Source organism: Occallatibacter gabretensis (assembly GCF_001449115.1).
Lineage (GTDB): Bacteria > Acidobacteriota > Terriglobia > Terriglobales > Acidobacteriaceae > Telmatobacter > Telmatobacter gabretensis.
Genome location: NZ_LAIJ01000010.1, coordinates 494,916 through 517,899, shown reverse-complemented (window position 1 = coordinate 517,899; position 22,984 = coordinate 494,916). Strand labels below are relative to the sequence as shown.

Below are 22,984 nucleotides of genomic sequence, written 5' to 3'. Positions count from 1 at the left end.
TCGTGCTATCGTCGAAGACACCATGGCAGCCACATCGCACGCAGAAGAAAAGTTGAACGAATTAAATCTCGCCCTTCCAGCACCGCCAGCGCCCGGCGGCAACTACGTCTCCTTCAAGCGCGTCGGTCCCATCGCCTACCTCTCCGGCGTCATCTCCACCGGCCCTGAAGGCGCCATCACCGGCCAGGCCGGCACCGATCGCAGCATTGAAGATGGCTACGCCGCCGCCCGCGCCTGTGCTCTCACACAACTCGCCGTCCTCAAGCGTGAACTCGGCACCCTCGACGCCATCGCCGAAATTCTCTCCGTCAACGGCTACGTCAACGCCGCATCCGGCTTCCCCGATTCCCCCGCTATCATCAACGGCGCATCCGATCTCTTCATCGCTCTCTTCGGCGAATCCGGCCGCCACGTCCGCGCCGCTGTCGGCGTCAGCGCTCTCCCGCGCCACGCTCTCGTCGAACTGCAAATGACCGTCCGCATCCAGGAAAAATAATCAGGACGAATAGCCGCCATGCCTCAACACACTCTCATCGCTCAACCAACACACTCCATCTGGGACAACTCCCTCCCTCCGCGCCTTCGCATCACCTCCGGCGATGAAGTCTCCATCCAATGCGTCGACGCCAGCGGCTCGCAAGTCCATCCCGGCATGACCGTCGAGCAATATCTCTCCATCGACCGCACGCGCATCCACGCCCTCACCGGCCCCATCTGGATCGAAGACGCCGCACCCGGCGACGTCCTCCAAGTCGACATCCTCTCCACGCAGCATCATGGCTGGGGCTGGTCCAGCATCGTTGAAGGCCTCGGCTTCCTCAAAGACCGCTTCCGCACTCCATATCTCTTCCACTGGCAGCTCGACGCCGACCACACCACCTCGCTCTTCCCCGCCACCATCCCGCTCCGCCCCTTCCTCGGAGTCATGGGCGTAGCCCGCACCGATACCGGCAGCTTCCGCACGCGTCCACCCGGCCCCTTCGGTGGCAATCTCGACGTCCGCGAGCTCTCCGCCGGCGCCACGCTTTATCTACCCGTCTTCGTTCCCGGCGCGCTCTTCAGCTGCGGCGACGGCCACGCCGCACAAGGCGACGGCGAAGTCTGCATCAACGGCATCGAGTGCCCGCTCGACGTCAACCTCCGCTTCCGCCTCCACAAGAATCAGCCGCTCTCATCCCCCATCGTCGAAGCCGCGCCCGACACCACCCCCGCCTCACCCTCCGGCGAATGGCTCATCGTCGAAACCAGCTCCAGCCTCGAAGACGCCGCCCGCGCCGCCGCCTCCCGCATGATCGATCTATTAGTCTCCCGTTGGAGCCTGGATCCCATCCACGCCTACATCCTCTGCTCCGTCGCCATGAAGCTCCGTCTTTCGCAAGTCGTCAACGAACCCATCCACACCGTCAGCGCTTCCATCTCCAAACACATCCTCCCCGACCGCCAACTCTTCCCCACCACATAATCAAAAACATGACCATCAACGACCCCGCAATCAACAATCCGGAAGTCATCGCCGAGCTGGAAACCCTCTACCCCCAATACGAGCGCGCCCTAGTCACCAATGACGTAGAAACCCTCATCGCCCTCTTCTGGCACTCGCCCCAAGTCTCCCGCTTCGGCGTAACAGAAAACCTCCACGGCATCGCCGAAATCGAATCCTTCCGCAAATCCCGTCCCGCCACCAACCTCGCCCGCACCATCACGCGCCAGGACATCGTCTCCTTCGGCCGCGACTTCGCCAGCATTACCCTCGAGTTCGAGCGCACCACCCCAAACGGCCCCATCCGCGGCCGCCAATCCCAAACCTGGGTCCGCTTTCCGGAAGGCTGGCGCATCGTCGCCGCCCACGTTTCCTTATTGCCATAAAGAACCGCGTAAGGAATCCATGTAGAACCACGCCGCGACTCATTTCAAGGTGAATTTCTCATTGAAATTTCCGCCTTTGCCGGTATCCTGTCTACATACCCGTGGTCAAGCCGATCGAGACAAAACACAAGCGATTCAATCGCGGCAGTTCGGCTTTTCTCCAACATTCTTGAGCAACTCAACAACTTAGGAACCACGATCCCTCACAGTTCCGGTGCATGCGCCAGGGCTTGAGGCAATTTCTCTTCCGAGGCCGTCACTTGAGATATTCCATCCGCTCTGTTGCTTCCCTGCTTCCCAGGCTGCTTGTACTCATCGTAGCCATCGCGTTGTCCACCACGCTCACTCTCGCGCAGCAGACGCTCGGCGGCATCACCGGATCGGTATCGGACGCCTCGGGCGGTGTCATTCCTAACGCCACCGTCACCGTCGTCAGCGAGCAGACCTCCCTCACGCGCACGGTCAAGACAAACGCTGAAGGCGAGTACAACTTCGTCAACCTCCCCATCGGCACATACACGCTCACCTTCACCGCAGACGGCTTTGACATTCAGAAATCCGCCCACATCAATGTCCAGGCGGACCGCACCATCTCGCTCAATGCTCAGCTCAAAGTCGCAGCAGCCAAAGGCGAAACCATCGAGGTCGATGCCACTCCGCTCATGAACGCCGTCGATACAACCGTCGGCTACGTCCTCGATAACACGCAGCTCAACGCCATCCCGCTGCCCACCGGCAGCTTCACCGGCGCAGCCATTCTCACGCCCGGCGTAAATGCCGAGCTCTCCGGTGGAACCGGCGCAAACAGCGGCCTCGGCAACCAGCCCATCTGGGCCAACGGTCAGCGCGACAGCTCCAACAGCTTCTCGCTCAACGGCGTTGACTCCACCAACCTCTTCAACGGCAAGAGCACCAGCCAGGTTGGCTCCGCCCGCGTCATTAACAGCACCGGCTCCTCGGGCGGCGGCGGCGGCGGCGTCATCCAGTCTGTCGCCTCGGTCTATCTCTCCATCGGCAACGCCATCCCCACGCCCGCCCCTGAGTCCCTGCAGGAAGTCAAAGTCAACGCCTCCATGTATGACGCCACGCAGGGCTCAACTTCCGGCGCGCACATCGATCTCAACACCGCCTCAGGCACCAACAAGTATCACGGCGGCGTCTACTATACCCGCGGCACGAACTGGATCAACGCCGCGCCCTTCTTCTTCAAGCAGGATGCCGACGTTCCCGCCGCCTATAAGAATCCCGACCTGCACCGCAATCTCATCGGCGGCACCTTCGGCGGACCCATCATCAAAGACAAGCTCTTCGGCTTCCTCTCCTATCAGCACCTGTCTGTAGCGGACCAGGAGATCGGCGATGGCTTCCTCGACGTCCCCGTCGGCCTCAGTCAATGCACCACGCGTGACGCCTCCTGCCTCACAGGCATCCTCAACAATCAGTACTCCGGCGAAAATTGGGTGGGCTCTCCCTACGACGGCACGGCGCCTTTCACCACACCGCAGATCAATCCCATGGCCTTGCAGCTCTTCAATCTGCCCTCCGTTCCCGGGGAGCCCGGCAAGTACCTCATCCCCGACGACCAGTCGTCCTCCACCCTCGGCCCCAACCAGCAATACAACTCCTTCCTGCCCGGCACCGGCCGCTTCAAGGCGGATCTCGCCGTGGCCGGCGTAGACTGGAATGCCAGCTCCAAGGACACTCTCGCGCTCAAGTACTTCTATCAGCACGATCCCACGCTCGCTCCCTACTCTTATTCCAGCGTCCCCGGCTTCACTGAGCATCTCGACTCCGGCGCGCAGGTCTTCTCCATCATCAACAGCTACATCATCAAGTCCAACCTCTCCACCACCCAGACCCTGGGTTTCATTCGCGAGAAGATCTACGCCACCAATGAGCAGCCCTGGGGCCCGAACAACATGCCCTCCACGCCCTTCGGTACGCCCAACATCAATATGTTCGGCTCCACTTACTTCCCCGGCGTCTCCATCGTGAACGTGCTCGGCGCCACCGGTTACGCTCAGGGAACGCCCAGCACCGGCATCCTCAACATCGGCCCCAATGCGGAAGGCCAGGCGCCCAACACCGGCATGTTCCAAAACCGCATTGCCCCCTCCGGCAATGCCATCTGGATGCTCGGCAAGCACACCTTGAGCTTCGGTGCCGGCTACACCTACACACAGCTCAACACCATCGACAAGCGCACCAACGCCGGCACCATCGCATCGGACGACTTCAGCGCATTCGCGCAGGGCTTCGTCTCCCCAGGCAGCGGCGCCACCGGCTTTTACGTCACCTCCTTCCTCCAGGGCAACGCCAACCGTTACTACCGCGCCAACCAGCTCGGCATGTACGTGCAGGACAAGTATCAGATCACGCCCACGCTCTCCCTTACCGCGGGCCTGCGTTATGACTGGGACGGTGGATTCACTGAGAAATATGGCCGTATCTTCAACTTCGACCCTGGGACAAGTCCCGATAACTGCACGCAGAGCACCAGCGATCCTAACGCCTACTCTTACTGCACCTCTTCGGACACCATTCTCAACCCCGGCCTCATCATCGCCGGCAATAATGCCAACGGCACGCACGGAATCAGCAACACCACCCTCACCGGACGCCAGTGGGGCATGGCGCCTCGCGTCGGTGCGGCCTGGCAGCCAGGCCTCTTCCACAACAAGCTTGTCGTTCGCGCCGGCGGCGGCTTCTACTATGACCGCGGTGAGCTCTTCAGCTACTTTTCGCCCGGTTACGCCCTCGGCACTGTCACAGGCGGTCCCTTCGGCGTAAACCAGCAGCTTCCCTTCGTCAACGTCTCCCAGTGCCCCGCCGGAACCCAGTCGCTCTACAACTACTACATTCCCACCTGCGGCGGAGAAAACACCTTCGGCCCGCCCCTCGCTGCGCCCACAGATGAAACCGGCGACCTCGCCAATCCTTACGGCACCTCAAAACAGTTCGCTGCGCCCAATAATCCCAAGGCAACCGATCTCTCCGCTCACCTTCCCAATGCCTGCTCGATTGCCAACACCGGTCTCTCCGGCATTCCCGGCATTTGCCCCAACACTCCTAACCAGGGCGAGATCGTCAACAACGGCGTGCCCATCTCCCTCGGCGTCTACGACCGCGCCAACAAGCTGCCGTACACCGTCAACTACACCCTCGATCTGCAATGGCAGCCGCGAAACGACCTCGCCATTGAGCTCGGTTACATCGGCAACCTCAGCCGCCACCAGGTCATTCCGGTGCCCATGAACCAGGCCAACATCGCCTCGCCCACAAGCCCCTTCCTCGGCGGCGGCACGTGGCAGCAGAACTATAGCTATGGCTATACCGTCGGCTCGCCCGCCACGCTTCCGGACGGCACCGGCTACATGGCGAACGCTGAAGGTGGAAACGTCGACCTGCGCGTTCCCTACATCGGTTATGCCGCTGAATCCATCAAGTACGTCGCCGCCGGCATCGGCGCTTACAACGCCCTCCAGGCCCATATTGAAAAGCGCATGAGCAAGAGCTTTCAGATCGGCGCATCCTACACTTACTCGCACGCAACCGATGAACAGAGCGGCCTCGGCCTCTTCTACAACGGCAACAACGCCCTTGATCTCCGCTCCGGATACGGCCTTGCCGACTTCGACCGCACCCATGTCCTCAACTTCAACTACATCTTCCAGGTTCCCAACATGGCCCCGAAGAACTCGCTCCTCGGTAAGTTCGTTGACGACTGGTCCCTGACCGGAATCACCGTTCTTCAGAGCGGCCAGCCCTACAGCATCATCGACTTCTCAGGCGCAATCGGCAGCATCTATTACTCCACCTTCGACGGCATCACCAACCCCATCGTGCCACTTGCTAAGGGATGTTCCGCCAAGTCCGCAAAAACCGGCCACTCCGGCGCCTTCTATCCCATCAATGGCTACACAGCCCTCAATCCCTCCTGCTTCACGCTTCCGCTGCTCGCTCCCGGATCCCTGGGCAGCGCAATTCCCACTTCTGACCCCTACGAAACAGGCTTCACCTCTGGCCAGCGCAATATCTTCCGCCAGTCCTTCCAGAAACGCGCGGACGCCTCGCTCGGTAAGTCCGTTAACTTCAAGGACAAGGTCGACCTCAAGTTCACTCTTGACGTCTTCAACCTCTCCAACACGCCGAGCTTCGACATCCCCGGCAATGAGGTCGCGCAGAACCTTAACTACAACAACTTCCCGAGCTACCTTCCGCCGGGACAAAGCCCACTGCCCACTGGCTGCAGTACCTCGACCCCAGCCTCTCCTGGCCCTGGTGGTCTCTACTACTGCCCTCAGGGCCTCGGAATCGTCCAGCACACCATCGGCAGTGGACGCCAGGTTCAGATGTCCCTCAACCTGAAGTTTTAAAATCAATCTCCCTCCCCACACAAAAAGGGCGGCTCCCACTGGAGCCGCCCTTTCATTTCCCCAAAGCCCATTCCCTACCCAAACCGAGTATCATCCTGGCCGCAGCGTCCCGCCTGCCAACACCGTGTCATCCTGAGCGAACGCCCAAAGTTATGTCATCCTGAGCGAAGTTTGGCGCATACGCGCCAAACGAGTCGAAGGACCTGCGGTTACTTTTGTTCTTGCTTTTCGTTCCTTCAGCCACAATGATGGGTGCCCCAGGTCTCGATTTTGAGACCTGGGATAGCACTCCCTTCAACCCACCACCAAATGCCGTCATCCTGACCTTAGCGGACCAGGTTCCCTACAAATAAGTCTTCGTTCGTGGGGTTAGAGAGGGAAGGCCCCGCTTTGCTTTTCCTCTGTTCCTGGTCCCTTTTTCGCCGTCTTCCCCATTACCAAAGTCCACTGTCCTTTCGTAACGTCTCACCTCTTCAGATAGTTTGCGTAGAATTAGCCTCGTTTGTGCTTTACTCATAATCAGCAGAGAAAGTGACGGCCCGAATCCACATGGATTCGGGCCGTCGTCATTCAGGGAAGAAGGCCCCCCTCCCCCTGGTTTTTGAAGAGCGGGTAACCACTTCCGTTAGTAATTGGTAAACAGTAGCGCGAGGCCTGAGGAAGCTGCACAGTCTTAGAATGAAGATCGCATAAAGATTTCAATAAGGAGTGTAAAATCTCCTCCAAATCTAGCAAAATAAATAGCTTACAAATCAGCCTTGCACAGGATAACTCACGCCATCGTCCGCAAACGAACACTCATTTCTTCCACCGGAGCAGTCCGAAACGCCGCAGTCAGCTCCTCGGAAGACGAGAACAATTTCCCTTCAACCCGCCGCGCCGGAAACTGAAACACCAACTCCGCTTCAGCAAACGGCCACGGCGTCAACCGAAACTCCCGCACCCCCAACGCCTCAACCCGAACCTCCGCCGTCCCGCCATCACTCAGAGGCAACGGATGCAAGAGATGCGCTGGCCTGTCATACGCCACGCAAGCCAACAACGAAAGATTGTCACAAGCCTGCAGCAGCCGGAAATGCTCCACAATCCTCTGCTCTGATTTCTCTTCAGTACTCAACCCCGCATCCGCCGCAATCGCCTCGCATAGCACACCTTGGTACACCCTCTGCGCAGCGAGAAACTTATCCAGCAGCACCAGCCCCTCAGGAGCAATCGTCGAGCGGTCCGCATGTTCCGTCAACAGATTGTAAGTATGCATCGCCACTAGCAACCCCGCATAAGGATCACGCTCCGCAATGATCCTCACAGCTCTATCGCGCACAGCAAGGTAGTCCGCAATGTCGATCTCTTCAAACGCCGAGTACTTTCCAACAAGCTCCGTCGAAAACGCCGATGGTCTTCCCAGCCGCGTAATCGAAGGCGCCGCATCCCTCGCCGCCCAGCCGTCATCATGCGAAGCAATCCCATGCAACACACGCTCCCGCGGCTCCGGCCTGCGAAAGCGTTCATTGCCCCAAGCTGCGGCAAACGCACCCGCCAGCCGCGCATGGTTAGGATGCGTAATCAGTTGCCAGCCTGTCTCTGTTTCCATCCGCAGCATCGTCTATTCCCCTGCCGCTTCGCGCGTGGATTCATGCCAGTGATGCAGCGCCAGCCACTCGAAGAACATCACCAGAAAGAAAAAACCAAACCCCAGCAGTGTCGCCGCCGCCACCAATGCAAACATGTAGCCTGTTTCCATCTGATTATTCGCATAAATAATGGAATAACCTAGCCCGCCCTCACCCACGCGAGTGGATCCGGCAAAGAGCTCTCCGGTAATGCCACCAATCACCGCAATGCCTGCCGAAATCCGGATTCCGGTAAACAGAGTCGGCAGCGCATGAGGCAGCTTCAGCTTCAGCAGTATCTGCGCCGGTGTCGCCTTATGCATCAGGAAAAGATCGACCAGGTTACGATCCACACTGACAAGCCCCTGCGTCGTATTCGCAATAATCGGCGCAAGACAAATGATGAAAGTCACTAGCATCACCGCCTGGATTCCTGGCCCAACCCAGTTAATAATCAGCGGCGCAATCGCAACAATCGGCACCGTCTGCAACAGAATCGTGTACGGATACACAAGCTGCCGCATCCAGCGCCATTGGGCGAAAAGTAACGCAGCGGCAACTCCAACAACGATGCTGGCAGCAAGTCCGCCCACTGCCTCCATTGTCGTAATCCAGAGCGAGTTGATCAGCGAAGGATAGCGCTCCCACGCAGCAGCGAGAACTGCACCCGGACTTGGCAACATGTAGACAGGAATGTGCGCCACCGCCACCGCGCCTGCCCACAGCCCGATCAGGCACGCAAGAACGATAGCGCTGTTTGTGACAAGCCACGCCCGCTTCTTCATGCGTTGAGCGCTCCTCTCAGCAGGCGCGATACACGCGTAACTTCTGCCTCAAACGCATCCGATTCGCGCGTCTCCGCAGTGCGCGGCCACGGCAGGTCTACTGCAACATCATGCGCCACTCGCCCCGGATGCGGCGCGAGAACAATGATTCGGGAAGAAAGAAAAACCGCCTCTGCCACCGAATGCGTCACAAACAGAACAGTCCATTTTTGTTCGCTATAGAGTCGAAGAAGCTCCTCATTCATACGATCACGCGTCATCTCGTCCAACGCCGCAAAAGGTTCGTCCATCAGCAGAATGCGCGGCCGGCTGACAAGCGCGCGCGCAATCGAGACACGCATCTTCATCCCGCCCGAAAGCTGTCGCGGATAGCTTTGCGCAACATTGTCCAGCCTCACAAGCTCCAGCATCTGCTCCACACGTTCTTCGCGAAGAGTACGTGCAGCGCGTTCCAGTTCCAGGCCAAGGCCTACATTCTGCTCGACCGTACGCCAGGGAAGCAGCGTCGCATCTTGAAAGATAAAGCTCATCATCTGACGCGCATTTTCCGTAGTCATGCCATTCACACTGATTGACCCTGCGGTCAAAGGACTCAGGCCAGAAACAATCCGCAGGAGCGTCGATTTGCCACAACCGGACGGTCCAAGAATGCTTACAAACTCGCCTCGCTCAATATTGAGCGAGATGTCCTGCAGCACAGGCTTACCACCGCGAAATCGCTTCTCCACTCCGTGGAGCACAATCTCCGGAATCGTACCTATCTCGGTCACCATCCCGGTTCTCCCCTCATTGGAAGATAGAGGGCCGAAGGATATGCGACAGCATGGAGGACCTGCTGTGTGGACCGCACCCAGTTCCAGTTATCAGCCAGTTGCGGCGGAATGTCGTTGGAAGAATTGCGATCATAAAGCGGAAATGCCGAACTGGCGATCTCGAGCCGAAGCCGCTCGCCTGGCGCGAGCACAAAAGCGATTGGTTCCAGAGTGAACTCCCACAGCTGGATCGTGTCCGCTGCATAAGCGACATCCCTGAAGAGCCAGGAACTCCTGGCAACGCCGATGCACAAAAACTCTGCTCGTCCACTCGAAATCACGCGCACCAGCTTGGCAGTAAAATCTGCATTCGGCGCGGATGTTTCGGCATAGAGCTTGATGCGCGGCCGACCAAAGATCTCCGTCGTCTGTGCTACCGGATCTGAAGTATAGACGAGCAGATTATTGCCCATTTCAAGAACGGACTGATCGAATGGACCGCTCATCGCTTGCGGTCCGCCGGGAGCTATAACGGGAACCTCCGGATCGTAGACAAAAACATCGCGAGACTCATCACCGTCAGGTGCGTGAGCTGTCAAGATTCCATCGCCTTTGCGGGAGTTGGCGTTACCACTGCTATGCAGATAGAGTGGATAGTCTGCTTCCGCGGGCCACTCCTCCGCCGTGCACCAATCATTCGATCCGAGAGAAAAATAGCGGATGCGTGGCTCTTCATTCCATGTCTCAGCGTCCTTGAGCCAATGATCAAACCATCGCAGAAGAATTTCGTCCGTATTGAGATTGGCAGCGTCGCCCAGATTCGCTTCGCCTGCGCGGTCGCCCCAGGGAATATGAATCCACGGACCGGCAAGCAGGTATTGGTTCTTCCTGGCGAACTCTGTGCCTGAATGATCGCGCAATGCAACGTAGCCGGCTATGGAGCCTTCAAGATATGTGTCGAACCAACCAGAGATATGCAACGCCGGTACGCAAACTCGATTAAGCCTCGCGCTGATGTCCTGTTCCGTCCAGTAATTCCCCGGCTCGCGGTGCGTCATCCAATCCCGGAGATAGCTCGGAAGCGCTGGATCTGTAAGTGCCGGATGTGAAACATAGGGTGCAAAAGCAGACTGAGAGCGAATGCTGGCCCACGCGGCTTCGAGTTTGTTACTTGCCTCGCGCAGACCCTTGAGGCGGGCGTCCTCACGCAGCATCTGGATGCCCCAGCCAAGTGTGGAAGACAAGCGCAATGCACCGTGATGATAAAACCAGCCATGATAGAGATCGACGGCAGCCATGTGTGGCGCTATGCAGAGAAGTCCCTCAGGCTGCTCCGCAGCAGCAAGCAGTTGCGTGGCTCCCTGATAGGAGAATCCATACATCCCGATGCGGCCATTGCAGGCTGAATGCGTCCGTAGCCATGCAATGGATTCTGCACCATCGCGACCTTCGTTGCGGAACGGATAAAATTCGCCGCTTGAGCCGCCTCTGCCCCGCACATCCTGAATTGCAACGTGATAACCATGGCGAGCAAACCAGACTGGGTGCGCGTAGACAACTGTCGAAGCAATGTCGCGCCCGTATGGCTGGCGCATGAAGAGCGTAGGCCACGGGCCTTGACCTTCTGGATAGTAATGATCGGAAACGAGAATCGCGCTATCGCTTAGACGACATTCGGCTCCTCGTTCCAGCCGCACTCCATTGCCGCAATCTACAAGCGCCATGGGTCAGGCTCCATGCTTAGGAACGAAGTTGTACATGGCGACAAGAATTTCAGCAAGTCGCGCTGCGGCCTCGGTTGCCCAGCGGGCGCCATTCTCCGCAGTAGCTGCTGTTGGATCACCAAGGACACCGCTCGGCGCTATATCCCGGGTGAGCCACGCAAAGTTGGCGGCAGAGCCTTCAGGCTTGAGCAGCTCGGGCTGATCGATTCTGGCAATGTAATTCGAAGTGTACTCAGAAGTGTGAACCAACTCGGGCGTTGCATGTAGAAGATAGGCGGTTTCGATTTCGCCTGCATGGAAGCCGTATGTGCGCTCCTGTGGACTGACACCTTCGAATGTCACGCCGGGCGAGCCGAAGAGCGAAAAGGTTCGCAAGCCGAACTCCGCACGAAGATCACGCGCCAGCACATCCACGAGCGAGGCGTTGCCACCGTGCGTGTTGTAGAGGACCAGTTTCTTGAAGCCGCCGCCGGCTATGCTCGCGCCGAGATCGCGCACGATAGAGAGAAATGTCGAGGCAGAGACCGACAGCGTGCCCGGAAAGCCCAGATGCTCATTGCTCTTGCCATAGCAAATGGGCGGCAAAGCATAGATGGGCAGATCGGCAGGAACGAGCTCAAGCGCGTTGCCGAGAAGCAGATTATTGATCAGCGTGTCCGTCGCAAGCGGGAGATGGTGGCCGTGCTGCTCAATTGCAGCGGTGGGCAAAACCAGCAACGTGGTTTCACGCGGAAGAGCATCCACCTGCTTCCATGTGAGATATGCGAAGTTGCGCGCATCTGGGATCCAGGTCTTCATTTCGCAGTTTCCACTTCCAAGCTCTCTTTGTGAAAGCTGATCATTTTGCCGGGATTAAGCAGGCCGCGTGGATCATATTTCTGCTTGGCTCGTAGTTGTATGTTATCGGGACGAAAACGACCGCCATCTTCCAGATAGTTTACGTGCGGATTAGCTACAAACACTCCTATTGCGCGGCAATAGTCAATCATTTCCTGCAAGCGCTCGGGTGTGGTGAAGCGAACGACGGGAATTGCGCCGGGAATGACAACTCCTTCGCCATTCTTCATGAACTCGATGTGGAAGAGAAACTCTTCGCCGAAGCGCTCGCGAAGCTTGTGGAACTGCTCGCGGCAGCCCGTCGGCGAAAAGCCGCATTGGAGATAGGTCCACGCAGGATCAGCCTTCATTGCCCAGAGCGTAGTGTGGTTCCATGTGTAATCGCTCAGCAGCGGCTGTGTGCGCGGGCCATCATACGGCCCGGTAAATGTCACCTCGCCTCCTGCGGATTGAGCAGCGCCGTGTAGCAGGGTGAGCTGGTCCGTGGCAATCATCAGCAGAACGAGAGCCTTCCCCTGGCGGACAACCTGCTTGACCGGCGTAAAGAAGGATGGAATGGGCCACTCAAAGACAGTCACGAGGCGTTTGGTCCATTCGGCACCGCCAGCGATGGACTCCGCAAAGTCGAAGGCCCTGTCATAGTCATCGAATGCAATCGTAACCTGTGTCCACGCGACGGCTGGCGTAAGGGCGAACCAGATGCGGGTGAGGATACCGTTGGTTCCCCAGGCATGGAGAATCTCGTGCACGGTTGCGCCTTCATGCAGGACAACGCGCGGTTCGTCTTCCATCGTGACGACTTCGAAGGCGCGCACCGTATCGAAATCGCGTAGACCGCCGTGTGCCACCGAACCGATGCCTCCGGAGCCGCCGCCGAGGAAGCCGCCTATAGAGGCTTTCACGAGCGTTGAAGGATACATCCGCAGCTCCCAGCCGCGTGCGCGTGCCTCAGTTTCCAACGCGCCGAGACGCAGGCCGGGCTGGCAGACGGCAACACCATCCTCCGTGATGGATTCAAGCTTGTCCATCAGAGAGAGATCGAGAATGATTCCGCCGTGGAGTGGGACGCACTGGCCATAGTTGCCGGTGCCTGCGCCGCGCGTGGTGACGGAAATCTCATGCTGGCCGGCGAAACGGAGAATTGCGAGAACCTCTTCTACGCTGACTGGTTGGACTGCAATATCGCCCTGCTTGTCTGCGAGCTGCGGACGCAGGATGGGTGAGTACCAGTAAAAATCGTGCGAGAGGCGGTCAAGGACCGCCGGCGCAGTAATCACGCGCGCAGGATCGGCAACAAGTTGACGGAGATCTGAGGCGAGCTGTTCGCTCATGAGGGCCTCTTCTTGCGGGACCGCCTGAATTTGCCCCATTCCCGGAAGGCGCGGAGCATGTTGGGGTGCGTGAAGAGAGCGTAACACTCGTCGCGCAAGACAGGGCCGTCGACAACGCAGTTCATGTCGCTGCGCTTGGCGACTTCCGTGGCCGGTATGTGAATCTGCAGAACGTGGCGTTTGGCGTCCTCGATGGTGGCACCGTAGACGACCCTATCCAGCTCCGACCAGAGGGCGCAGCTCATGCACATGGGGCATGGCTCGCAGGTGGTGTACAGCGTATAACCGGCGAGCGAAAGCGTCTTGAGACGGCGCGTGGCCAAGCGAATGGCGCGGACCTCTGCGTGAAGAGAGGGATCTAACTGGCGGTGTGCGTCGTTCAATGCGCGGAGAAGTAACTTGCCGGTGCGGGTGTGAACGATGGCTGCGCCAAAGGGACGTGGTGTGGGCGTTTCCAGTGACCGGGCCGTGAAGGCAACCAGCGAGGCCATGCGCTCATTGTCGAGCGCGAGTTGCTGGCTGCTGCCGGAAGTGAATGCCATATAAGAACTTTGCACTGTTGGTGCATGAGAAAGCAATGAAGAAGCATTGGACGAACGCATGATAGCTTTCAATCACGGAGTAGCTCTCTTTTAAGGACCGGGTGATGCGATCAGGAATGCGTGTGCGTGTGTGGACGACTCTTTGTGCGGTTCTGCTGACCGCTGGTGTCGTTGTTCCGGGTTCGGGCTGCCGCGGCGGTGCGACTACTACAGCGAATGGGCTGACGCCGGTTCGGTTGCAACTGGATTGGTATCCCCAGCCGGAGCATGGCGGATTTTTTGAAGCGCAACTGAACGGCTATTACAAGGCCGAGGGCCTGGAAGTGACGCTTGTGCCGCTGCCGCAGTACGGCAGCAGTGGACAACTGGTAATGAATGGCAAGGCGGAGTTCGGGCTGGGAACGAGCGATCAGGTTCTGGAGTGGAACTCGAACGGTCTGCCACTCCGGGCCGTGGCGGCGACGATGCAACATGATGCACAGGCGATCATGGTCCATAAGGATTCGCCGATTCATGATTTCAAAGATCTCGAAGGTCATACCATTGCGGCACAGACCGGTGCGACTTGGCTCAAGTATGTAACGGCACGGTATGGCCTCAAGAATGTGAAGCAGATTTCCTCAACGCGTTCGGTGGCGAACTTTCTGGCCGATCCGAATTACGTGCAGCAGATATTTATTACGAGCGAGCCGTTTTTCGTGAAGCAGGCTGGGGCTGAGGCGCGAACGATTCTCATCAGCAGTTCGGGGTATGATCCCTACCGCGTGCAGTTCACGACGCGGGAGTATGCGGAGCAGCATGCTGACGTGGTGCAGAAGTTTGTGAGGGCCACGATTCGCGGCTGGCAGGATTACCTCAAAGATCCCAGTCAGGTGAACAAGTACCTGCTGACACTGAATCCGGCATTGAACCCGGCGCAGGAGGCTTATACGGCGCAGGCGCTTCGCGACGGCGGATTTATTGGCGATGATGCGCAGGTTGGCCAGATGACAGCGGCGCGCTGGCAGGCCAGTTACGACCAGCTAAAGGCGCTGGGGATTCTGCGGAATGCCTTCGATCCGGCGCAGGCTTACTCGCTGAAGTTTGCCGGGCAATGATTCAGATTTGTGACGCTGACAACGGACTGAGGTAGAGATTGGTGATGTTGCTGACGATGGCCTCGTAGGCGAAGCGCGGGTCGGCGGAAAGTTTCTTCCAGTTGGGGTCGTTGCGAAAGGTGTTCCACTGAGCGTCGAGTTGGGCTATGTCGTCGAAGGCCAGCATGTAGGTAAGGCTGGGCATGCGCGGACCGATGAGCGTATCGCCGAAGAAGACAGGGCGGAAGCCGGCGGCTTTGAAGATGTCGAATTCGCCGGAATGGAACATGCGGACCTTGACTTCATGGGCGTGGAAGCTGGGGCTCTCGTAGGTGCGGAGCTGGAAGATGCGCTTTGCGCCTTTGACGGATGGGGTGAGGCGCGGCCAGCCTTCGAAGGAGACGAGGAGAGTGGATTCGGCGCGGAGGAAAGCGGGAGCCGTGGCGGGAGCGGACCAGAATGGCTCGGCGGCTTTGACGAATTCCGGGTCGGTGATGAGTTCCTGGTCGAGCATGGCGGGGAACCCGGGAGTGTGGGCCAGAGTCAGCACATAGAACGCAGGCGTTTCGGGGCCAACGTCCAGGCGGAAGGCTCCGACGGGTCCGCTGTTGCGGCGCGAGAACGCGGGGATCAGCGCTTCCGAAATGAATTTCTCAGTCAGGGCGGTTTGGGGGCCGGATTGAAGTGTGTAACGGCGGAGCAGGTAGAACTCACGCGGGCGGATGATGTGCTGCTGGGCATCCTGGGCCTGAGTCGATTGCATGGGGGCAATTGTAGCGGCGGAGGCGGCTAGTGAGGCTGAGAGAAATTTGCGGCGGTCCATGGTTAATCCTCTCCGATGTCTTCGTTCCAGATTTCGGGTTTGGCGGCGATGAAGCGGTGCATTAGGTTGTAGCACTCGGCGTTGTCGAGGTCGATGACATGGACGCCGTTCTCGCGGAGCCAGTCGAGGCCGCCGGAGAAGGTGCGGCTTTCGCCGACGATCAGGGTGCCGATGCGGAACTGGCGGATGAGGCCGGAGCAGTACCAGCACGGTGCGAGCGTGGTGACCATGATCTTGTCGCGGTACCCGCGCTGGCGGCCAGCGGCGCGGAAGGCGTCGGTTTCGCCGTGGATGCTGGGGTCGTTTTGCTGGACGCGGCGGTTGCGGCCGCGGCCGAGGAGTTCTCCTTGAGCAGTGAAGAGAGCCGCGCCGACAGGGACGCCGCCTTCGGAAAAGCCTAGCCGGGCTTCTTCAAGCGCCACTTGAAGCATGGTGTTGTAATCTGCTTGATTCATTTGAGCTTTCGATCCGTGTGGATGATGATACTGCTTCCGATTGAGGACTGTTCGATTGCGGACAACTACGTGAGTTATCCTGTGCAACCCTCCGTCCGAAGCAGTTTGTATTTATGAGGTTACGGAGAGTTCCACACTTCCTACTAGAATCTTTATGCGATCTTCATTCTAAGACTGTGCAGTTTCCCAGGCCTCGCGCTACTGTTTACCAATTATTAACGGAAGTGGTTACCCGCTCTTCAAAAACCAGGGGGAGGGGGGCCTTCTTCCCTGAAAAATGACGGCCCGAATCCGTGTGGATTCGGGCCGTCATTTTTCTCTGCTGATTATGAGTAAAGCACAAATGGGGTTAATTGCATGCAAACTTTCTGGAGCGAGAATACGGTACGAAAGAGCATTGGACTTTAGTAATGTGCCGGTAAGAGCGTGAGGCTTTGCTGGGGATGGCGGCCTGGACGGGAACCTTAAGAAATGTAAAGCGAATGAAGCATAACTTGCGATTTATGCCACTAAGCAATTGATAATAATGATTTTTGATTACGGCGAAGCCTGTTTCCGCGAGGCGTTGAAGAATTGACTTTGAGCGCGCTTCAAGGAGTACGTTGATGGTATGCGGAACGCTGGATATACCATTCGCACGATGGCGGAGCGCTGCGGTATGACGACGCACACTCTACGTTACTACGAACGAGTTGGACTGATTCAGCCCGTGGGGCGGGCTCGGAACGGGCACCGGCGCTACTCGGAGACCGATGCGGTGTGGCTGAATTTTCTGCACTGTATGCGGGATACGAATATCCCTATCCGAGAGCTGCAGCGGTACGCGGCGCTGCGGGAGCAGGGCGAGGTGACTTCGCTGGAACGGCGGAAGATCCTGGAGGACCACCAGTCGGTGGTTGCGACGCAGATTGAGGCGCTTGAAAAAGCGCATGCAATTCTGACACACAAGATTGAGAACTACAGGAAGATTGAAGAGAAGCTAGGGCTGCGCGGCTCTTCAGAAGCGGTAGAGACTGAGCGGGAAGAGCAGCCCGTAATGGTGATGGCGTAGAGAGGCTTTTAGCTTCTAGCTTGGCGGTGGGATAGCTGGCGGAAGTGCTGTCCCAGGTCTGAAAATCCAGACCTGGGGCACCCGGCGTCATGGGTAGAATCCGCATCCTAAAAGCAGGTCCTTCCCTCCGCCTGAAAAACGGCTACGGTCAGGATGACGGCCCTTTAGGAGAGCGCACCACTACGTTCGCGCTGACATGCTTTTGCGAGGATTATGCAATGAAGAGACGGCGGTTGGGGTTGAATGGGCCTGAGGTTTCAGCTATTGGGCTGGGCTGCATGGGCATGAGCGAGTTCTACGGGGCTGGCGATGAGCAGGAGTCGGTTGCCACGATTCATCGGGCGCTGGAGCTGGGCATCGATTTTCTGGACACCTCCGATGTGTATGGGCCGTACACCAACGAGGAGTTGGTGGGGCGAGCGATCAAGGACAGGCGCGAGAAGGTCTTTCTGGCGACGAAGTTCGGGATTGTGCGCGATCCGGCGGACCCTAAGAAGCGGGGCGTGGATGGAAGCCCGGCGTATGTGCGGAAGAGTGCCGAGGCGAGCCTGAAGCGGTTGCAGGTGGAGACGATTGATCTCTACTACCAGCACAGGGTTGACCCGAAGACTCCGATTGAGGAGACGGTGGGTGAGATGGCGCGGCTGGTGGAAGAGGGCAAGGTGCGGTACCTGGGCCTGAGTGAAGCTGGGCCAGCGACGTTGGAGCGGGCCTGCAAAGTTCACCAGATTACGGCGCTGCAGACGGAGTATTCGCTGTGGTCGAGGGAGCCGGAAGATGGTTTGCTGGCGCTCTGCGAAAAGCTGGGCACGGGGTTTGTGGCATATAGCCCGCTGGGACGGGGATTTTTGACGGGCGCGTTCAAGAGCCCGGATGATTTTGAGCCGGATGACTTCCGACGGAATTCGCCGCGATTCCAGGGCGAGAATTTCCAGAAGAATTTGGCGCTGGTGGAGAAGGTGAAGGAGTATGCCGCTGGGGTGGGGCTGACTTCAAGCCAGTTGGCGCTGGCATGGGTTCTGGCCGAAAGCGAGAACATTGTGCCTATTCCGGGGACGAAGCGCAGGAAGTACCTGGAGGAGAATGCGGCGGCTGTGGATGCTGTTGTTCCTGCAGAGCTGGTGGAGAAGCTGAGTGCGGAGTTTCCGCTGAACTCCGTGGCAGGCGAACGGTATGCGCCGACGATGATGGGGTTGTTGAACAGATAGAGATCAGAGATCAGTTCTCCCACCCTAGCCGCAAAATCAACACCGCGGCGAGGGTGGGGCACCCAGTCGCGTTGTTGGCGCGATTTAAGCAATAGACAGAGCAGAAAACTGTATAGCAAATAAATTAGGATGATGGGCACGGCGGCGTAGACGCCAGTATTGGAAGCTATTTCTGGATGTTGTTCGCGGGTTCCCTTCCGATGGGAGCCTTTTCGTATTTCTCTCTATCAAGGAGGCCCACTGTGGCCGATTTTCCTGGGACTCGTTTCAAGCATCTGGGGCCGCGTAATGTTCCTGCTCCGCCAACGACGGATGCGGAGCGGCAAAGCATTGATCTGGAACCGTTGACTTCGGAACCCGGTAACGGAGGGTTCTCGCGGCGGTTGTTTCTCTCCGGGCTGGGTGCGGCGGGTGTGCTGAGTGCGGCTCCGCTGGCGAAGGCTGTGCCGGTGACGGAGCCTGAGGCGGCGGCTCCGGCTGAAGCCGAACATGTGGCCGATGTGACGCTGCGGGTGAATGGCAAGGAGTACCGCTTGCAGGGATTGGACACGCGGGCGACGCTGCTGGATACCCTGCGAGAGCGGATTCACTTGACGGGGACGAAGAAGGGTTGCGATCACGGACAATGCGGCGCGTGCACGGTGCATGTGAATGGGCGGCGGGTGAATAGCTGCCTCTCATTTGCGGTGATGCATGAGGGCGACGAGGTTACGACGATTGAGGGGCTGGGATCGCCGGAGAATCTTCATGCGATGCAGGCGGCATTTGTGGAGCATGACGGATACCAGTGCGGGTACTGCACGAGCGGGCAGATTATGAGTGCTGTGGCGTTGCTGAAGGAGCCGATTGGGCCATTAGACGAAGACATTCGACATGCGATGGCGGGGAATATCTGCCGGTGCGGGGCTTACGGGAATATTGTTGCGGCGGTGAGGCAGGTTCGCACCTGACGGCGCGAACCGAGAGATCAGGGGTCAGAGATCAGAGATCAGTTATCCCAGGTCTCAAAATCGAGACCTGGGGCACCCGGCTCAGGATGGCACGGTTTTTTGCTGGAGGACGGAGATGCAGAGTTTTGGGTATGTGAAGGCGACGGGGACGGATAAGGCGCTGGCTGGCTTTGCGGTGAATGCAAGGTTTATTGCCGGTGGGACTACGCTGGTGGACCTGATGAAACTGGGGGTTGAGAAGCCTTCCGGTCTTGTGGATATCAACCTGTTGCCGCTGGACAAGATTGAACCGACTGCCAGCGGTGGGTTGATGATTGGCGCGCTGGTGAGAAACAGCGACCTGGCGTGGAATTCGACGGTGAAGGAGCGCTATGCGGTGCTGAGCCAGGCGCTTTTGTCGGGGGCTTCACCGCAGTTGCGGAATATGGCTACGACTGGTGGGAATTTGTTGCAGCGGGTGCGGTGTGCGTATTTTCGCGAGCCGAGTGCGGGCCAGCCGGGAGGATATGGATGCAACAAGCGCGTGCCGGGGACGGGATGCGCGGCGATGGATGGGTTCCATCGGGTACATGCGGTGCTGGGAACGAGCGAGCACTGCATTGCGACGCACCCGAGCGATATGTGCGTGGCGATGGCGGCTCTGGAGGCGGTGGTGCATGTGGAGGGGCCGAACGGCAAGCGGACGATTGCGTTTGCGGATTTCCATAAACTGCCTGCGGATACACCGCAGATTGAGAATGCGCTTGCAGCCGGTGAGTTGGTGACGTATGTGGAGCTGCCGAAGCCGGTGGAGGGTGCGAAGAGCGCATACCTGAAGCTGCGGGATCGCGCGAGCTATGAGTTTGCGCTGGCGAGTGCGGCTGTGGTGGCTCGCGTAGAGGGTGGACGCGTGAGGTATGTGCGCGTGGCGTTGGGTGGAGTGGGGACTAAGCCCTGGCGTTCGCATGAAGCTGAGGCGGCGCTGATGGGGAAGGAAGCTACTGAGGCGAATTTTCGGGCGGCGGCTGAGGCTGCGCTGAGGCATGCGAAGGTGCGGCGGGATAATGCGTTCAAGGTGGAGTTGGCGAAGAGATGCGTGGTTAGGACGCTGAAGCTTGCAACTACTGCGTAGCAGTTGCAAGCCCAGGGACAAAGGACAAGAACCGATTCACGCGAGTTTGCCTCGTGGTATCCCAGATCTCAAAATCGAAACCTGGGGCACCCAGCGCAGTGCGAGAACGAAGGTAAGGACGGACAGCATGGATATGACAGTGGCACCGGATTTGGGGATTGGGAGTTCGATTGTTGGGAAGGCTACGTCGCGGATTGATGGGCCGATGAAGACTACGGGCGCGGCGGAGTATGCGGCGGATTTTCATTTTCCGGGGATGGTTCATGCAGTTCCGGTGACGGCGACGATTGCGAGTGGGCGAATCGTGAAGCTGGATTCGTCTGTTGCTGAAAAGATGCCGGGGGTGTTGCTGGTGCTGGATCACGGGAACGTGGGGAAGCTGTATAGGACGGTTCCCGGCGACCAGAATGCGACGAACAGCGAGGTGAGGGCGCCGCTGGAGGACGAGATTGTTCGGCACTGGGGCCAGTATGTGGCAGTGGTGGTGGCGAATACGTTGGAGCAGGCTACGGAGGCGGCTGCAGCGGTGAAGGTGGAGTATGAGGCGCTACCGGCGAATGTAAAGGCTAGCCTGGCGGATTATGACGGGAAGCGAAAGTCGGTATCGAAGCGCGGAGATCCGGATAAGGCGTTTGAGGCGGCTCCGGTGAAGGTGGACCAGACTTACATTACGCCGGTGGAAACTCATAGTCCGATTGAGTTGCATGCGAGCGTGGTGGTGTGGGATGGGGACCGCGTGACGATGTTTGAGACTTCGCAGGGCGTGGTGAATCATCGCGTGGTGATGGCCCAGGTGCTGGGTTTGCCTGTCGAGAATGTGCGCGTGGTGACGCGGTTTCTGGGGTCGGGATTTGGCGGGAAGCTGTTTCCGTGGCCTCATGCGGCGCTGGCGGCTGTAGCGGCGAAGAAGCTGGACAAGCCGGTGAAACTTAGCGTGGACCGGCGGATGATGTTTGCGAGCGTGGGATACAGGCCGCGAACGGAGCAGCGCGTGAAGCTGGGTGCTACGAAGGATGGGAAGCTGCTGGCGGTGCGGCATGACTACCTGAACAATACTTCGATTCTGGATGATTATGACGAAGGGTGTGGAGAGGCGACGCCGTATCTCTACAGCGTGGCTAACCTGGAAGTGACGAGCGGGCTGGTGAAACGCAATATGGGCGCGCCGATGTATATGCGCGGGCCGGGCGCGGTTCCGGGGCTGTATGCGACGGAAGCGGCGATGAATGAGCTTGCCGGTGAGCTGGGGATGGATCCGGTGAAGCTGCGGTTTCTGAACGATACGGACAAGGATGAGAGTGCGGGTGGGATTCCGTTTTCTTCACGGCATTATCGCGAGTGCCTGGAGACGGGCGCGCAGAAGTTTGGATGGGAGAGGCGGACGCCGGGGATTGGGTCGATGAGGCGGGATGGAAAGATTCTGGGCTGGGGGATGGCGGGCGCGAGCTGGGTGGCGCTGCGGCTGCCTTGCACGGCGGCGGTGGAGTTTTGCGATACGGGGCGCGTGTGCGTGCGGTGCGCTACGCAGGATATTGGGACGGGGACGTATACGGTGTTTGCGCAGGTGGCGCATGAGAAGACGGGCGTGCCGCTGGATCGGATCGACGTATTTCTGGGGGATAGTTCCCTGCCGGATGGGCCGACTTCGGGTGGATCGATGGTGACGGGCTCTGTGCTGAATGCGATTGCGCGGGGTGCGGAGAATGCCATTAAGAAGCTGCAGGAGCTGGCGGCGGAGACGGAGGGAACTCCGCTGAATGGCGCGAAGGTGGAGACGATTGCGTTTACGAATGGGCGGCTGCATGCGAAGGATGGGGCGGCGGGGAGCGGGACTTCGTTTTCTGATTTGTTGAAGGCGGCGAAGCTGGCGCGGATCAGCGCGGAGGGTAAGACGCTGGCGACCTGGGAGGATCCGAAGTCGAAGGGATTCTCGCTGCACTCGTATGGCGCGCAGTTTGTGGAGGTGGAGTGGGAGCCGGAGATTGCGCGGCTGCGGGTGAGCCGTGTGGTGAGCGTGATTGACGGCGGGAGGATTATCAACCCTAAGGCCGCGACGAACCAGATTGCCGGCGCGGTGGTGATGGGCGTGGGCATGGGGTTGATGGAAGAGACGATTTACGACGAGCGGACGGGGCAGCCGATTAACGGCAGCATGGCGGATTACCTGATGGCGACGTGCGCGGATGCGCCGGAGATCGATGTGACGTTTTTGAATTATCCGGACCCGGTGATGGGTGAGTACGGGGCGCGCGGGGTGGGTGAGATTGGGCTGGCGGGGATTGCGTCAGCGATTACTGCGGCGGTGCATCATGCGACGGGGGTAAGGGTGAGAGAGTTGCCGGTGAGGATTGAGGATTTGCTGGAATCGAAGGTGGTTTGAATTTAGGGACGAAAGAACAAAAGCAGGTCCTTCGACTCACCACCCCCGAGCTGAAAAACGCTCGGGGCCCCTTTCGCTCAGGATGACACCTCGTTGTCTTTCCACTA

Annotated in this window: 19 protein-coding genes; 10 read left to right on the top strand and 9 right to left on the bottom strand. The window is 58.7% G+C overall.

The genetic code is table 11. The features are described from left to right. Positions 1 to 22: 22 nt before the first annotated feature. The 4 genes from VO84_RS18360 (at position 23) to VO84_RS18345 (ending at position 6,242) form a co-directional block, all read left to right on the top strand. Positions 23 to 496 (top strand): RidA family protein, encoded by a 474-nt coding sequence (locus VO84_RS18360; protein ID WP_058189176.1) that lies wholly within the window; start codon positions 23 to 25, stop codon positions 494 to 496. Between the two features lie 18 nt (positions 497 to 514). Beyond that, positions 515 to 1,462 (top strand): acetamidase/formamidase family protein, encoded by a 948-nt coding sequence (locus tag VO84_RS18355; protein WP_058189175.1) that lies wholly within the window; start codon positions 515 to 517, stop codon positions 1,460 to 1,462. 8 nt (positions 1,463 to 1,470) lie between these two features. Next, positions 1,471 to 1,866 (top strand): oxalurate catabolism protein HpxZ, encoded by a 396-nt coding sequence (gene hpxZ / locus VO84_RS18350; protein ID WP_058189174.1) that lies wholly within the window; start codon positions 1,471 to 1,473, stop codon positions 1,864 to 1,866. Positions 1,867 to 2,126: 260 nt separating this feature from the next. Beyond that, the gene (locus VO84_RS18345) at positions 2,127 to 6,242 is read left to right on the top strand and encodes a carboxypeptidase-like regulatory domain-containing protein (RefSeq protein WP_231738065.1); all 4,116 of its coding nucleotides are present in this window, start codon (positions 2,127 to 2,129) and stop codon (positions 6,240 to 6,242) included. A gap of 772 nt (positions 6,243 to 7,014) precedes the next feature. Here VO84_RS18345 and VO84_RS18340 read toward each other — a convergent pair. Genes VO84_RS18340 through VO84_RS18310 form a run of 7 tightly spaced genes read right to left on the bottom strand, consistent with a single transcriptional unit; the run spans position 7,015 to position 13,823 of the window. Next, positions 7,015 to 7,833, bottom strand: a complete 819-nt coding sequence (locus tag VO84_RS18340; RefSeq protein WP_197414101.1) for a DUF3891 family protein — start codon at positions 7,831 to 7,833, stop codon at positions 7,015 to 7,017. A gap of 12 nt (positions 7,834 to 7,845) precedes the next feature. Then, positions 7,846 to 8,637: an ABC transporter permease gene (locus VO84_RS18335; RefSeq protein ID WP_058189171.1), complete on the bottom strand. Its 792-nt coding sequence runs from the start codon at positions 8,635 to 8,637 to the stop codon at positions 7,846 to 7,848. Further along, positions 8,634 to 9,410, bottom strand: a complete 777-nt coding sequence (locus VO84_RS18330; protein ID WP_157439990.1) for an ABC transporter ATP-binding protein — start codon at positions 9,408 to 9,410, stop codon at positions 8,634 to 8,636. The genes VO84_RS18335 and VO84_RS18330 overlap by 4 nt, the downstream gene beginning before the upstream one ends. Then, on the bottom strand, positions 9,404 to 11,113 hold the full coding sequence (locus tag VO84_RS18325) for a CocE/NonD family hydrolase (protein ID WP_058189170.1): 1,710 nt from the start codon (positions 11,111 to 11,113) through the stop codon (positions 9,404 to 9,406). Before VO84_RS18325 ends, VO84_RS18330 begins: the two co-directional genes overlap by 7 nt. A gap of 3 nt (positions 11,114 to 11,116) precedes the next feature. Further along, positions 11,117 to 11,911, bottom strand: coding sequence for a creatininase family protein (locus tag VO84_RS18320; protein WP_058189169.1), 795 nt, complete (start codon positions 11,909 to 11,911; stop codon positions 11,117 to 11,119). Further along, positions 11,908 to 13,281: an FAD-binding oxidoreductase gene (locus VO84_RS18315; protein WP_058189168.1), complete on the bottom strand. Its 1,374-nt coding sequence runs from the start codon at positions 13,279 to 13,281 to the stop codon at positions 11,908 to 11,910. The genes VO84_RS18320 and VO84_RS18315 overlap by 4 nt, the downstream gene beginning before the upstream one ends. Next, complete coding sequence (locus VO84_RS18310) at positions 13,278 to 13,823, bottom strand: nucleoside deaminase (protein ID WP_058189167.1); 546 nt, start codon at positions 13,821 to 13,823, stop codon at positions 13,278 to 13,280. The genes VO84_RS18315 and VO84_RS18310 overlap by 4 nt, the downstream gene beginning before the upstream one ends. Positions 13,824 to 13,927: 104 nt before the next feature. Here VO84_RS18310 and VO84_RS18305 point away from each other — a divergent pair, with 104 nt between their 5' ends. Further along, positions 13,928 to 14,920, top strand: a complete 993-nt coding sequence (locus tag VO84_RS18305) for an ABC transporter substrate-binding protein (RefSeq protein ID WP_082662143.1) — start codon at positions 13,928 to 13,930, stop codon at positions 14,918 to 14,920. Position 14,921: 1 nt separating this feature from the next. On the opposite strand, the gene VO84_RS18300 is transcribed toward VO84_RS18305, so the two are convergent. Together VO84_RS18300 and VO84_RS18295 are read right to left on the bottom strand one after the other, a co-directional pair. Then, the gene (locus tag VO84_RS18300; protein WP_058189165.1) at positions 14,922 to 15,722 is read right to left on the bottom strand and encodes an NIPSNAP family protein; all 801 of its coding nucleotides are present in this window, start codon (positions 15,720 to 15,722) and stop codon (positions 14,922 to 14,924) included. 2 nt (positions 15,723 to 15,724) lie between these two features. Next, positions 15,725 to 16,177, bottom strand: a complete 453-nt coding sequence (locus VO84_RS18295; protein ID WP_058189164.1) for a nucleoside deaminase — start codon at positions 16,175 to 16,177, stop codon at positions 15,725 to 15,727. 610 nt (positions 16,178 to 16,787) lie between these two features. On the opposite strand from VO84_RS18295, the gene VO84_RS18290 reads away from it, so the two are divergent. From VO84_RS18290 to VO84_RS18270, 5 genes are all read left to right on the top strand, one after another. Further along, the gene (locus tag VO84_RS18290) at positions 16,788 to 17,228 is read left to right on the top strand and encodes a MerR family transcriptional regulator (RefSeq protein ID WP_058189163.1); all 441 of its coding nucleotides are present in this window, start codon (positions 16,788 to 16,790) and stop codon (positions 17,226 to 17,228) included. Between the two features lie 218 nt (positions 17,229 to 17,446). Then, the gene (locus VO84_RS18285; RefSeq protein WP_058189388.1) at positions 17,447 to 18,436 is read left to right on the top strand and encodes an aldo/keto reductase; all 990 of its coding nucleotides are present in this window, start codon (positions 17,447 to 17,449) and stop codon (positions 18,434 to 18,436) included. A gap of 242 nt (positions 18,437 to 18,678) precedes the next feature. Further along, positions 18,679 to 19,386 carry a (2Fe-2S)-binding protein gene (locus tag VO84_RS18280; RefSeq protein ID WP_408033316.1) on the top strand — a complete coding sequence of 236 codons (708 nt, stop codon included), beginning with the start codon at positions 18,679 to 18,681 and terminating at the stop codon, positions 19,384 to 19,386. Between the two features lie 115 nt (positions 19,387 to 19,501). Beyond that, positions 19,502 to 20,497, top strand: a complete 996-nt coding sequence (locus VO84_RS18275) for an FAD binding domain-containing protein (protein ID WP_058189162.1) — start codon at positions 19,502 to 19,504, stop codon at positions 20,495 to 20,497. Positions 20,498 to 20,624: 127 nt separating this feature from the next. Continuing rightward, a complete protein-coding gene (locus tag VO84_RS18270) occupies positions 20,625 to 22,877 on the top strand; it encodes a xanthine dehydrogenase family protein molybdopterin-binding subunit (protein WP_231738063.1) in 2,253 nt (750 codons plus the stop codon). Positions 22,878 to 22,984: the final 107 nt, after the last annotated feature.